This window comes from Streptomyces sp. NPDC046831 (assembly GCF_040645305.1).
Lineage (GTDB): Bacteria > Actinomycetota > Actinomycetes > Streptomycetales > Streptomycetaceae > Streptomyces.
Genome location: NZ_JBEYXZ010000035.1, coordinates 59,374 through 71,647 on the forward strand (window position 1 = coordinate 59,374; position 12,274 = coordinate 71,647).

Annotated in this window: 12 protein-coding genes; 9 read left to right on the top strand and 3 right to left on the bottom strand. The window is 73.8% G+C overall.

Annotated elements, in window-relative coordinates:
* Positions 1 to 70 precede the first annotated feature (70 nt).
* Both ABZ920_RS25230 and ABZ920_RS25235 read left to right on the top strand, forming a co-directional pair.
* Positions 71 to 1,288, top strand: a complete 1,218-nt coding sequence (locus ABZ920_RS25230; protein ID WP_361509180.1) for an alpha/beta hydrolase — start codon at positions 71 to 73, stop codon at positions 1,286 to 1,288.
* Between the two features lie 66 nt (positions 1,289 to 1,354).
* Positions 1,355 to 2,206, top strand: coding sequence for a DUF4429 domain-containing protein (locus ABZ920_RS25235; protein ID WP_361509182.1), 852 nt, complete (start codon positions 1,355 to 1,357; stop codon positions 2,204 to 2,206).
* A gap of 411 nt (positions 2,207 to 2,617) precedes the next feature.
* On the opposite strand, the gene ABZ920_RS25240 is transcribed toward ABZ920_RS25235, so the two are convergent.
* Complete coding sequence (locus ABZ920_RS25240) at positions 2,618 to 3,634, bottom strand: aldo/keto reductase (protein ID WP_361509184.1); 1,017 nt, start codon at positions 3,632 to 3,634, stop codon at positions 2,618 to 2,620.
* Positions 3,631 to 4,137, bottom strand: a complete 507-nt coding sequence (locus ABZ920_RS25245; RefSeq protein ID WP_361509187.1) for a MerR family transcriptional regulator — start codon at positions 4,135 to 4,137, stop codon at positions 3,631 to 3,633. The genes ABZ920_RS25240 and ABZ920_RS25245 overlap by 4 nt, the downstream gene beginning before the upstream one ends.
* Before the next feature lie 97 nt (positions 4,138 to 4,234).
* Here ABZ920_RS25245 and ABZ920_RS25250 point away from each other — a divergent pair, with 97 nt between their 5' ends.
* Positions 4,235 to 4,705 carry a GNAT family N-acetyltransferase gene (locus ABZ920_RS25250; protein WP_361509190.1) on the top strand — a complete coding sequence of 157 codons (471 nt, stop codon included), beginning with the start codon at positions 4,235 to 4,237 and terminating at the stop codon, positions 4,703 to 4,705.
* 473 nt (positions 4,706 to 5,178) lie between these two features.
* Positions 5,179 to 6,006, top strand: coding sequence for a serine hydrolase domain-containing protein (locus tag ABZ920_RS25255; protein ID WP_361509193.1), 828 nt, complete (start codon positions 5,179 to 5,181; stop codon positions 6,004 to 6,006).
* 245 nt (positions 6,007 to 6,251) lie between these two features.
* Here ABZ920_RS25255 and ABZ920_RS25260 read toward each other — a convergent pair whose 3' ends face one another.
* Positions 6,252 to 6,938, bottom strand: a complete 687-nt coding sequence (locus ABZ920_RS25260; RefSeq protein ID WP_361509222.1) for a pirin family protein — start codon at positions 6,936 to 6,938, stop codon at positions 6,252 to 6,254.
* An 85-nt stretch (positions 6,939 to 7,023) separates the two neighbouring features.
* Between ABZ920_RS25260 and fasR the strand changes: the two genes are divergently transcribed.
* From fasR to fabF, 5 genes are all read left to right on the top strand, one after another.
* Complete coding sequence (fasR, locus tag ABZ920_RS25265; RefSeq protein ID WP_361509196.1) at positions 7,024 to 8,229, top strand: fatty acid biosynthesis transcriptional regulator FasR; 1,206 nt, start codon at positions 7,024 to 7,026, stop codon at positions 8,227 to 8,229.
* An 89-nt stretch (positions 8,230 to 8,318) separates the two neighbouring features.
* Complete coding sequence (locus ABZ920_RS25270; RefSeq protein WP_361509199.1) at positions 8,319 to 9,236, top strand: ACP S-malonyltransferase; 918 nt, start codon at positions 8,319 to 8,321, stop codon at positions 9,234 to 9,236.
* A gap of 23 nt (positions 9,237 to 9,259) precedes the next feature.
* Positions 9,260 to 10,291, top strand: a complete 1,032-nt coding sequence (locus ABZ920_RS25275) for a ketoacyl-ACP synthase III (protein ID WP_361509202.1) — start codon at positions 9,260 to 9,262, stop codon at positions 10,289 to 10,291.
* Between the two features lie 99 nt (positions 10,292 to 10,390).
* Entirely contained in the window at positions 10,391 to 10,639 is a 249-nt protein-coding gene (locus ABZ920_RS25280) for an acyl carrier protein (protein WP_141361225.1), read from the top strand.
* 123 nt (positions 10,640 to 10,762) lie between these two features.
* Positions 10,763 to 12,034: a beta-ketoacyl-ACP synthase II gene (fabF, locus tag ABZ920_RS25285; protein ID WP_361509205.1), complete on the top strand. Its 1,272-nt coding sequence runs from the start codon at positions 10,763 to 10,765 to the stop codon at positions 12,032 to 12,034.
* The last annotated feature ends 240 nt before the right edge of the window (positions 12,035 to 12,274 follow it).

Below are 12,274 nucleotides of genomic sequence, written 5' to 3' on the forward strand. Positions count from 1 at the left end.
GCGGATCAAAACGTGATCCCTGTCACTCGATTGACGCGAGACCCTCTCGTTCTCCTAGTGTGTCCTTTCAGTGACTTCCTTCGACACCTCCCCGCAATTCAACGTCTGGCGTGCGCTGCTCGCCCTGGCCGTGGTCTTCGTGATGCTGGCGACCACGGGCTGGACCGCCCTGCGCAGCCACCCGGGGGCCAACGCGCTCCGTGCCTCGGTGACCGCCTGGGAGCACGGGCACCTGCGCGGCCACCGGCTGCCCGGCCCGGACGCCGCGCCCGCGCGGATCGCCCGCTTCTTCGCCTCCCTGACCGCCCACGACCGCAACCGGCTCGCCCGCCGCTATCCGCTCGCGGTCGGCAACATGAACGGCGCGCCCGTCGAGCTGCGCTACCGGGCGAACCGCGTGGCGCTCCGGCAGGCCCGCGCGGCCGAGCTGGAACGCATGCACGACAGCCGGCTCACCGCCGCCGGGCAGCAGGACGCGGGCCGCCGCATGCACCGCTACACGGCGCTGATGGCCGGGAATCGGCAGGTCCTCGCCTTCGACCCGCAGGGCTCCGGCCGGGTCGCGGAGGTGTTCGGCGATCTGGCGAAGGCCGAGCGGATCTCCGTCGTCGTGCCCGGCGTCGACACCGACGTGCTCACCTTCCAGCGGACCTCCCGCCCGTACTCCGCGCCGGCCGGAATGGCGAAGGCGCTGCACACGGCCGAGCGCACGGCGAGCCCGGCGACCCGCACCGCCGTGATCGCCTGGGCCGACTACACCGCGCCCAGCGGGCTCGGCGTGGACGCGGCCACCGCCATGCGCGCCGAGGAGGGCGCGGTCCGGCTGAACGCGCTGGTGCGGGCGCTGCCCGGCCGCGGACCGGTCTCGCTGTTCTGCCACAGCTACGGCTCCGTGGTGTGCGGCGTCGGCGCCCGCTCGCTGCCGGCCCGGGTGAGCGACATCGCGGTGGCGGGCAGCCCCGGCATGCGGGTGCCCAGCGCGGCACACCTGCGCACCACCGCCCGGGTGTGGGCGATGCGGGACGCCACCGACTGGATCCAGGACGTGCCCTACCTGGAGCTCGGAGGCCTCGGGCACGGCGCCGACCCGGTCTCCTCCGCGTTCGGGGCGCGGGTGCTCTCGGCGCGGCAGGCCAGGGGGCACGCCGGGTACTTCGAGCCGGGCACCGACAGCCTGACGAACCTCGCCGAGATCGGAGTTGGCGCATATGACACCGTCCGGTGCGCCACCGACGACGACGGGTGCCGGCGGGACGTGACCGGCACCCTGACGGCCGGACGCGCGTAGCGGCGCAGAAACCGCGGTCCGCGCGGGGAGGGGACGAAGAAGCTCGTGCCGCCTACGATGAGCCGCATGGGTGACGTACTGGCCGGATTTCACGCCGCCTGGGAGTTCACGTCCGATTCCGTCCTCATCCGCTACGAGCGGGGGCTGCGCACACCGAAGCTCTTGCAGGCGCTCGGGGAGCGCCGCGTACCGCTGGCCGCGCTCGCGGGTGTGACGCTGACGGCGGGCCGGCGCGGGACCGTCGTCCTGCGGGCGGAGCCCCGGCCCGGCGCCGATCCGCTGATGGAGGCGGCCGCGGGCCAGCTGCGGGAGGGATGCGACCCCTACCGGCTGGTGCTGCCCGCCGAGCGGGAGACGCTCGCCGAGTACTACGCCGACGAACTGCGCGGCCGGCTCGGCGGCACCGGTCCGGCCGAGCGCCACCTGGTGGCCGCGCCCGAGGCGCCGCTGCGGTTCAAGGCGTACGACGCGAAGGCGTCCTTCGACGGCACGACGGTGCGCTTCCGGTGGTCCTGGGCCGGCGCGTCGTCCGCGAAGTGGAAGGCCGGCGACCAGAGCTTCCCGGTCGCCGACCTCGGCGGAGTGGAGTGGCGCTCCCCCGAGGTCTTCGAGGGGCACCTGCGGCTGCTGCGCCGGGTCCCGGACGCCGCGCGGCCCCCGCAGCCGGACCAGGATCCGGCCGCGGTCGTGTTCGGCCTCGGGTACGGGCCGGTGCACGAGTCGCTGCCGTTCGCGGCGGCCGTGCTGGCCGCGGCCCGGGCGAGCGGCCCGGCCACGCCCCTGCCGGTCCCGGCCCCGCGCCGCGACCCGGCCGACATCGCCGAGCGGATCCGCCACCTCGGCGAACTGCACCGGGCGGGCCTGGTGACGGACGAGGAGTTCACCACGAAGAAGGCGCAGCTGCTGGCGGAGCTGTAGCCGGCGGGGTTCCCCACCGGGTGAGGAACCCCCGCGGGCCGTGCCGGGCGTGCCTGCTCGGTGGCGGGGCCTGCGCCGGGCGGGCCGCCGGCCGTCCGCCGGCGGGGCCGGGCCCACGGCTTGGCCGTGGCTGGTTCCCGCCGGGCAGGGACTGCCTGCCGGGTGGTGCTTCCCGGCCGGATGAGCCCCCCACGGGCCGTCGCGGACGCCTGCCTGTCCGTCGCGGGAGCTGCGCCGGGCGGGCGGCGGTGCGTCCGGCGGCCGGCCGGGGGCGCTCGGCGGCCGACGGCCGAGACCGGGTTTCCCGCCTCGTTCGAGGTCTGGTTCCGCGCCGGACGAGCCGTGAGGCCCCGGCGGTCGACCGCGGCCGGGGAACCGCCCCGCCCCGGGGGGCTGGTTCCGCGCCGTTCGCTACTCGCGGCCCGCCGATGTGAAGGACATGTCCGCGTAGCGGGTGCCCGCGACCTTCGCCGCGACGGGCTCCAGCAGCGCCAGCTCCTCCTCGGTCAGCACGATCCGCGTCGCCGCCACGTTCTCCTCCACCCGGTGGGGCTTGCGGGTGCCCGGGATCTGGACGACCGGCAGGCCGTGCACGGCCGACCGCTGCTGCACCCAGGCCAGCGCCACCTGGGCGAGGGAGACGCCGTGGGCCCCGGCCACCGCGCGGACGGGCTCCAGCAGCGCCGCGTTCGCTGCGGCGTTGCCGCCCTGGAACCGCGGCATCGTGCGGCGGAAGTCGTCGTTCGTGAGGTCCTGCTCGGCGTCGGTGAACGTGCCGGCAAGGAAACCCCGGCCCAGCGGCGAGTACGGCACCAGCCCCACGCCCAGCTCCCGGGCGGCCGGCACGACGTGCGCCTCGATGTCCCGGCTGAACAGCGACCACTCCGACTGCACGGCGGCGATCGGGTGCACGGCCTGCGCCGCCCGCAGCTCCCCGGCCGTCACCTCGCTCAGCCCCAGGTGCTTCACCTTGCCCTCGCGCACCAGCTCGGCCATGGTCCCGACGCTCTCCTCGATCGGGACGTCCACGTGACGGCGGTGCATGTAGTAGAGGTCGATGACGTCGACGTCCAGGCGCTTCAGGCTCGCCTCGACGGCCCGGCGGATGTACGGCGGGTCGTTGCGGATGATCCGCTTCGTCGGCTCGTCCGGCGGGATCGACAGGGCGAACTTGGTGGCGATCACCACCTCGTCGCGGTGCGCCCGGAAGAACGGCGACAGGAAGCGCTCGTTCTCCCCCGCGCCGTAGGAGTCTGCGGTGTCGTAGAGGGTCACGCCCAGCTCCAGGGCACGCTCCAGCGTGGCCCGCGACTCCCGGGCGTCCGAGGGCCCGTAGGCGAAGCTCATCCCCATGCAGCCGAGGCCCTGCACGCCGACCTCCGGCCCGCTCTCGCCCAGCCGTACGGTCGGCAACCTGCTGTCGGTCATCGAGTCCTCTCCGTTTCGTAGGCGCGCCCGGCGTCCGCGTAGAAGCCGATCTTGCGGTCGAGCACCGCGAGCGTGTCCTGGAGTTCGGCGATCCGGGCCAGGACGTCCCGGCGGGTGGCCTGGAGCAGCTGGTACCGCTCGCCGTACGTCGCCTCGCCCGCCCGCACCAGCTCCGCGTACCGGACCATGTCGGCGACCGGCATGCCGGTCAGCCGCAGCTTGCCGACGAGGTCGAGCCAGTCCAGGTCGCGGTTGGTGTAGCGGCGCTGGCCGGTGTGCGAACGGTCGACGTGGGCCATCAGCCCGATCCGCTCGTACCAGCGCAGGGTGTGGGCCGTCAGGCCGGTGAGGGCGGCGACCTCGCTGATCGTGTAGCCGTCCTGCCCGTCGGGCCGCGGGTGCCGCGGGGGCGGGGCGGAGCAGGGGTCGGCGCTGCCCGTGGCGGGTCCTGCGGTCTGCCCGGTGTCCTCGACTCCGGCAGCCGTGGTCTGCGTCACCGTCATGGCCTCCACGCTATGACCTTGGAGTGCGCTCCAGGCAAGCGGAACCCGTCGCGAAACGAGGAGGACGCGCCACGGCTCCGGTGGCTACCGTGCCGCCATGACTGCCGTACGCCGCGCCCTGCCCGAGGACGCCGAGGAACTGCTGCGCCTGCGCCAGGTGATGATCGACTCCGTCTTCTCCGCCGACTCCTCGGCGGAGTGGCACACGGAGTCCCTGCCGACCGTGCGCCGCCGGCTCGCGGAGCCGGACGGCGGCTTCGCGGCGTTCGTGGTCGACCACCCGGAGCGGCCGGGGGCGCTGGCGGCGCTGGTGGCCGGGACGGTCGAGTACCGGATCGGGCGTGCGGGCAATCCGCACGGGCGGGTGGGCCACGTCTTCAGCGTGGCGACGGACCCGGCCGTGCGCCGCCGCGGCTATGCCCGCGCCTGCATGGAGACGCTGCTGGAGTGGTTCCGGAGTCAGGGCGTACGCCAGGTCGACCTGAACGCGTCGGCGGAGGCCGAGCCGTTGTACGCGTCGCTGGGGTTCGTGCGCAAGCCGGACCCCTCGATGCGGTTGCAGCTGTGAGGCGGCGGGGGCGGGCTCCGCGGTGGGGCTCGGGCGGCGGCCCGGAGGGCCCCGGGCCGCGGGGGCCTGCGCGGCCCGGCGTGCGGGCCGGGGGCGCCGGTGCGGCGCCCCCGGCCCGTGCGGGGAACGCCCCCTGGATGCGGTGCGGGTCCGGTGCGCGGACCGGGCCCTCGGTGCGGTGCGGGTGCCGTTCCGTGCGCGGACCGGTCCCGCCGTCCCGGGTGGGCCACCGGGGCGCGGACCCGCGTGCGGGTGGGCGTCCCGGGCGCGGACCGGTCCCCCGCCCCGTGCCAGGTGGGCGTCCCGTGCGCGGACCCCGCGTGGGCGTCCCGGGCGCGGACCGGTCCCCCGCCCCGTGCCGGGTGGGCGTCCCGGGCGCGGACCGGTCCCCCGCCCCGTGCCGGGTGGGCGTCCCGGGCGCGGAGCGACCCCTCGGTGCGGGGTGCGCGACCGGAGCGCTTAGATTCGTAGCCATGTCCTTGCAGAGCCTGGCGCTGATCGAGAACTGGCCCGTCCCCACCGCCGCCGCCGCGGTCGTCCGCGCGGACGGCACCGTGCTCGGCTCGCACGGCCCGGCCGGCCGGCGCTTCCCGCTGGCATCGGTCACCAAGCCGCTGGCGGCCTACGCGGTCCTCGTCGCCTACGAGGAGGGCGCGATCGAGCTGGACGAGCCGGCCGGCCCGCCGGGATCGACGGTCCGTCACCTGCTCGCGCACACCTCGGGGCTGGCCTTCGACGAGCACCGGGTGACGGCCCCGCCCGGTGAGCGGCGGCTGTACTCCAACGCCGGCTTCGAGCAGCTCGGGGACCATGTCGCCAAGGCGACGGAGATCCCGTTCGCGGAGTACCTGCGGCAGGCGGTCCTGGAGCCGCTGGGCATGGCGGCCACGACGCTGGACGGCGGCGGCTCCCCGGCGAAGGACGGGGTGTCGACGGTGGAGGACCTGGCCCGGTTCGCGGCGGAGGTGCAGGCGCCCCGGCTGCTGGACCCGCGGACGGTCGCCGAGGCGATGACGGTGCAGTACCCGGGCACGAAGGGGGTGCTGCCGGGGTACGGGCACCAGAACCCCAACGACTGGGGGCTCGGGTTCGAGATCCGGGACGGGAAGGCGCCGCACTGGACGGGGGCGTCGTCGTCGCCGCGGACGTTCGGGCACTTCGGGCAGTCGGGGACGTTTCTGTGGGTCGATCCGGATGCGGGGGTGGCGTGCGTGGCTCTGGCGGACCGGGCGTTCGGGGCGTGGGCGGTGGAGGTGTGGCCGCGGTTCACCGACGCGGTGCTTGCGGAGGTGCGGGGCTGAGGTTGGCCGGGGGCGGGGCTCGGGGTGGGCTTTTTCTCGCCCCCGCCGCCCCTACCCGTCCCGTACCGGGGGCTGCGCCCCCGGCCCCCCGTTCGGCCTGGACGGCCTCGTCCTCAAACGCCGGACGGGCTGGTGGGGACGGTCAGCCTCGTTGAAACGCCGGACGGGCCGGTGCGAGGTGGCCGGTCTCGGCTGAAACACCGGACGGGCCGGTGGGCATGGCCGACCTCAGCCGAAACGCCGGCTCAACTGCTCGGCGGTTCGGCGGGGTTCGGGGCGGGGTCCGGCATTTCCCATGCGAGGAGTTCCGCCGCCGTCACGGCCACCGCCTCCGTGTCCTTCGCGTCCGTGATGCGGGCCGCGTCGCCCGGGCCCAGGCGTTCGCCGTTCAGGCGGACCTCTCCGCGTACGACGTGGACGTACGCGGAGGCCGCGTCCGGGAGTGCCCTGCGCTCGCCCGGGGAGAGGCGGAAGGCGTGGAGGACCGCGCCCGCCCGGCGGACCGCGTACGGCGTGGCGCCGGTGAGGCCGCGCACCACCTCGTAGGACGGGGCGCCGCCGGGCTCCAGGGGGGCCAGCCACATCTGCACGAAGGTCAGCGGGGCCGTGCCGTCGTTGCGCTCGACGTGGCGCACGCCCGCCGCCGCGCTCAGGTGCTGCACGTCGCCGGGGCGGACGACCGTGGCGTGGCCCGCCGAGTCCCGGTGCGTCAGCTCGCCCTCGACCACCCACGTGACGATCTCGGTGTGGCTGTGCGGGTGTTCGCCGAAGCCGGCGCCGGGGGCGAGGTGCTCCTCGTTGCAGGCGATCAGCGCGCCGAAGCGGAGGTTGCCGGGGTCGTAGTGCGGGCCGAAGGAGAAGGCGTGCCGGGACTCGATCCCGGCATCCGGATCACCGCCCCGGTAGCGCTCGTCGGCGCGCCGTACGTCCATCACGCAGACCACCGTAGTCCCCGGCCGCCGGCCGGGCCGTGACCCCCGGCACGCCCCGGAGTCCGGATAAGGCAGTCTTGTCCCCGTGCCCGAACCAGAGATCCGCACCCACGAACCCGCCGCGCACGGCCTCCATCCGCACTCCGCGACCCTGAAGCGGCTGGAGAAGTCCTCCGGATCGCTCGCCGCCCAGGCCATCGCGCGCATGGACGAGACGCTGCCGTGGTACCGGGCCATGCCCCCGGAGAACAGGTCCTGGATCGGGCTGGTGGCGCAGGCCGGCATCGCCGCCTTCACCGAGTGGTTCCGGCGCCCGGAGAGGCCCCAGGCCATCTCCACCGACGTCTTCGGCACCGCGCCCCGCGAGCTGACCCGGGCCATCACCCTGCGGCAGACAGTGGAAATGGTGCGCACCACGATCGAGGTGATGGAGTCCGCCATCGACGAAGTGGCGGCCCCCGGGGACGAGTCGGTGCTCAGGGAGGCGCTGCTGGTCTACGCCCGCGAGATCGCCTTCGCCACCGCCCAGGTCTACGCCCAGGCCGCCGAGGCACGCGGTGCCTGGGACGCCCGCCTGGAGTCACTGGTCGTCAACGCCGTCCTCAGCGGCGAGGCGGACGAGGGGGCCGTCTCGCGCGCCGCCGCCCTCGGCTGGAACTCGCCCGAGCACGTGTGCGTGGTGCTCGGCACCGCGCCCGACGGCGACTCGGAACTGACGGTCGACGCGATCCGGCGGGCGGCCCGGCACGCCAAGCTCCAGGTGCTGACGGGGGTGCTGGGCGACCGGCTCGTCGTCATCGCGGGCGGCAGCGACAATCCGCTCGCCGTCGCCAAGTCGCTCATCGGGCCGTTCGCCGCGGGGCCGGTCGTCGCCGGGCCGGTGGTGCCCGATCTGCTGGCGGCGACCCGGTCCGCGCAGGCCGCGGCGGCCGGGCTGAAGGCGTGTTCCGCCTGGCAGGACGCCCCGCGGCCGGTGCTGGCGGACGACCTGCTGCCCGAGCGCGCGATCGCCGGTGATCCGGGCGCGCGCGAGCAGCTGGTGGAGGAGATCTACAGACCGCTGGAGGAGGCCGGAAGCGCTCTGCTGGAGACCCTGAGTGTCTATCTGGAGCAGGCCAGCAGCCTGGAGGGCGCGGCGCGGATGCTCTTCGTTCACCCGAACACCGTGCGCTACCGGCTCCGACGTGTGACTGACGTCACCGGATGGTCGCCCTCCGATGTACGATCCGCGTTCACGCTGAGGATCGCGCTGATCCTGGGGCGTCTGGCCGACGGAGATCCTCAGGCCTAGGCTTTTGTCGGGGGCCCACAAAACCCCCTTGTGTTCTTCGTCCCTGTCCTCACGGGCGGCCATGGCCGTCCCCAAGAGAGAGTGTGAGAGTGCTCGTACTCGTCGCTCCCGGCCAGGGCGCCCAGACGCCCGGCTTCCTGACTCCCTGGCTCGAACTGCCCGGCGCCGCCGACCGTGTCGCGGCCTGGTCGGACGCCATCGGACTGGACCTCGCCCACTACGGCACCCAAGCGGACGCGGACGCGATCCGCGACACCGCGGTGGCCCAGCCGCTGCTCGTCGCCGCCGGAATCCTCTCGGCCGCGGCACTCGGTGACACGAACCCGGGCGCCGTCGCGGGCCACAGCGTCGGTGAGATCACCGCGGCGGCCTTCGCCGGCGTCCTCGACGAGACCGCGGCGCTGACCCTGGTCCGCAAGCGGGGCCTGGCGATGGCCGAGGCCGCCGCGATCACCGAGACCGGCATGTCGGCCCTCCTCGGCGGTGACCCCGAGGTCAGCGTCGCGCACCTGGAGAAGCTGGGCCTGACCCCGGCGAACGTCAACGGCGCGGGCCAGATCGTGGCCGCCGGCACCCTGGCGCAGCTCGCCGCGCTGAACGACGACAAGCCCGAGGGCGTGCGCAAGGTCGTCCCGCTGAAGGTGGCCGGCGCCTTCCACACGCACCACATGGCCCCCGCGGTCGAGAAGCTGGCCGAGGCCGCCAAGCGCGTCTCCCCCACCGACCCGAAGGTCTCCTACGTCTCCAACAGGGACGGCGCCGTCGTCACCAGCGGCGCGGAGGTGGTCGAGCGGCTCGTCGGCCAGGTGGCCAACCCGGTCCGCTGGGACCTGTGCATGGAGACCTTCAAGGAGCTCGGCGTCACCGCGCTGGTCGAGGTCTGCCCCGGCGGCACGCTCACCGGTCTCGCCAAGCGCGCCCTGCCGGGCGTCAAGACGCTGGCGCTGAAGACCCCCGACGACCTCGACGCGGCCCGTGCGCTGATCGCCGAGCACACCAACGCCTGACGCCCTAAGGAGCCGAACCGGTCATGTCGAAGATCAAACCGAGCAAGGGCGCCCCGTACGCGCGCATCATCGGCGTGGGCGGCTACCGCCCGACGCGGGTCGTACCGAACGAGGTGATCCTCGAGAAGATCGACTCGTCCGACGAGTGGATCCGGTCGCGCTCCGGCATCGAGACCCGGCACTGGGCGTCGCCCGAGGAGACGGTCGCGGCGATGTCCGTCGAGGCCTCCGGCAAGGCGATCGCCGACGCCGGGATCGACGCCTCGCAGATCGGCGCCGTGGTGGTCTCCACCGTCTCGCACTTCGCCCAGACGCCGGCCATCGCAACGGAGATCGCCGACACGCTGGGCACGAACAAGGCGGCGGCCTTCGACATCTCGGCGGGCTGCGCCGGCTTCGGCTACGGGCTCACCCTCGCCAAGGGCATGATCGTCGAGGGGTCCGCCGAGTACGTCCTGGTGATCGGCGTCGAGCGGCTGAGCGACCTGACCGATCTGGAGGACCGGGCCACGGCCTTCCTGTTCGGCGACGGCGCGGGCGCGGTCGTGGTCGGCCCGTCCCAGGAGCCCGCGATCGGCCCGACCGTGTGGGGCTCCGAGGGCGACAAGGCCCAGACGATCAAGCAGACCATGTCCTGGGACCGCTACAGGATCGGCGATGTGTCCGAGCTGCCCCTGGACAGCGAGGGCAAGGTCAAGTTCCCTGCGATCACGCAGGAGGGCCAGGCGGTGTTCCGCTGGGCCGTGTTCGAGATGGCGAAGGTCGCCCAGCAGGCGCTGGAAGCGGCCGGGATCAGCCCGGACGACCTGGACGTCTTCATCCCGCACCAGGCCAACGTGCGGATCATCGACTCGATGGTGAAGACGCTGAAACTGCCGGAGCACGTCACGGTCGCCCGTGACATCCGCACCACCGGCAACACCTCGGCCGCCTCGATTCCGCTCGCGATGGAGCGGCTTCTGGCGACCGGCGAGGCGAAGAGCGGCGACACCGCGCTCGTCATCGGCTTCGGGGCGGGTCTCGTCTACGCCGCGACGGTCGTTACCCTCCCCTAGGCACTCCGTGCCGGATCATGCATCCGGTACGGGCACGCACCGGCCTGCCGCTGCCGCGGCGGGCGCCACACCCTCTGGAATCTACGAAGGAGCGCCGACATGGCCGCCACTCAGGAAGAGATCGTCGCCGGTCTCGCGGAGATCGTGAACGAGATCGCCGGGATCCCGGTCGAGGACGTCCAGCTGGACAAGTCCTTCACCGACGACCTGGACGTCGACTCGCTGTCCATGGTCGAGGTCGTCGTCGCCGCCGAAGAGCGCTTCGACGTCAAGATCCCGGACGAGGACGTCAAGAACCTCAAGACGGTCGGCGACGCCACCGACTACATCCTCAAGCACCAGGACTGATCAGCCGATCACCTGGGCTGTGACTCAAGGGGCCCGGCCGGCCGGCCGGGATCCTGGGCCCGCTGCCCCGCCACCCGGCGGTGGCGCCGCTGAATCCTCGTATCCGTTGGAGAAAGAATTCCCGTGAGCTCGACCAATCGCACCGTGGTCGTCACCGGTATCGGCGCAACCACACCGCTGGGTGGCGACGTGGCCTCCACCTGGGAGGGCCTGGTCGCCGGCCGTTCCGGCGTCACGCCCCTCACCAAGGAGTGGGCCGCCGAGCAGGCCGTCCGCATCGCCGCGCAGATCGCAGTGGAGCCCTCCGAGGTCATCCCGCGGCCGCAGGCGCGCCGCCTGGACCGCTCCGCGCAGTTCGCCCTGATCGCCGCTCAGGAGGCCTGGCAGGACGCCGGGTTCACCGCCAGGGCCGGTGAGGACGGCAGCGTCGACCCGGACCGGCTGGGTGCTGTCATCGCGTCAGGCATCGGCGGCGTGACGACCCTGCTCGACCAGTACGACGTGCTGAAGGAGAAGGGCGTCCGCCGCGTCTCCCCGCACACCGTGCCCATGCTCATGCCGAACAGCCCCTCCGCCAACGTGGGCCTGGCCGTGGGCGCCCGCGCCGGCGTGCACACCCCGGTCTCCGCCTGCGCGTCGGGCGCCGAGGCCATCGGCTACGCCATCGAGATGATCCGCACCGGCCGTGCCGACGTGGTCGTCGCCGGCGGCACGGAGGCGGCGATCCACCCGCTGCCCATCGCCGCGTTCGGCAACATGATGGCGATGTCCAAGAACAACGAGGACCCCGAGGGCGCCTCGCGTCCCTACGACGTGGACCGCGACGGCTTCGTCCTCGGCGAGGGCGCCGGCGTCCTCGTCCTGGAGTCCGCCGAGCACGCCGCCCAGCGCGGTGCCCGCGTCTACGCGGAGGCGGTCGGCCAGGGCATCTCGGCCGACAGCCACGACATCGTGCAGCCGGAGCCCGAGGGCCGCGGCATCTCGTACGCGCTGCAGAACCTGCTGGACCGCAACGACCTGGACCCGGTCGAGATCGTGCACGTCAACGCGCACGCCACCTCGACGCCGGCCGGTGACATCGCCGAGCTGAAGGCGCTGCGGAAGGTGTTCGGCGACCATGCCGACCACATGGCGGTCTCCGCGACCAAGTCGATGACCGGTCACCTGCTCGGCGGCGCGGGCGGTGTGGAGTCCGTGGCGACCGTGCTGGCGCTGTACCACCGGATCGCCCCGCCGACCATCAACGTGGAGAACATCGACCCCGAGGCCGAGGCCAACGCCGACATCGTCCGCGGCGAGGCGCGCAAGCTGCCCGTCGAGGGCCGCATCGCCGCGCTGAACGACTCGTTCGGCTTCGGCGGGCACAACGTGGTGCTGGCGTTCCGCACGGTCTGACCGGCGCCCCGCAGACGCGGAGAGGGCCCCCACCGGCTGGTGGGTACGGGTTCCGGTTCATGCTGCTGGTCAACAAGATCGCGGTCCTGGCGGCGTCGGCCACGTCGTCGTAGTCCTCGTCGACGAGCTCGCTGCCGACGGCGTCCTCGATGGCTTCGCCCCCTCCCTGTCTGTGGCCCGTCCGCCTGCGGGGGTGCCCGGCCCCGCGCCGAGGGAGCGCCTGCGGGGCCCCACGGGCTC

Coding starts and splice junctions, on each gene's coding strand:
- ABZ920_RS25235 (WP_361509182.1), top strand. CDS start 1,355: ATGGGTGACGTACTGGCCGGATTTCACGCCGCCTGGGAGTTCACGTCC.
- ABZ920_RS25240 (WP_361509184.1), bottom strand. CDS start 3,634: ATGACCGACAGCAGGTTGCCGACCGTACGGCTGGGCGAGAGCGGGCCG.
- ABZ920_RS25245 (WP_361509187.1), bottom strand. CDS start 4,137: ATGACGGTGACGCAGACCACGGCTGCCGGAGTCGAGGACACCGGGCAG.
- ABZ920_RS25250 (WP_361509190.1), top strand. CDS start 4,235: ATGACTGCCGTACGCCGCGCCCTGCCCGAGGACGCCGAGGAACTGCTG.
- ABZ920_RS25255 (WP_361509193.1), top strand. CDS start 5,179: ATGTCCTTGCAGAGCCTGGCGCTGATCGAGAACTGGCCCGTCCCCACC.
- ABZ920_RS25260 (WP_361509222.1), bottom strand. CDS start 6,938: ATGGACGTACGGCGCGCCGACGAGCGCTACCGGGGCGGTGATCCGGAT.
- ABZ920_RS25275 (WP_361509202.1), top strand. CDS start 9,260: ATGTCGAAGATCAAACCGAGCAAGGGCGCCCCGTACGCGCGCATCATC.
- ABZ920_RS25280 (WP_141361225.1), top strand. CDS start 10,391: ATGGCCGCCACTCAGGAAGAGATCGTCGCCGGTCTCGCGGAGATCGTG.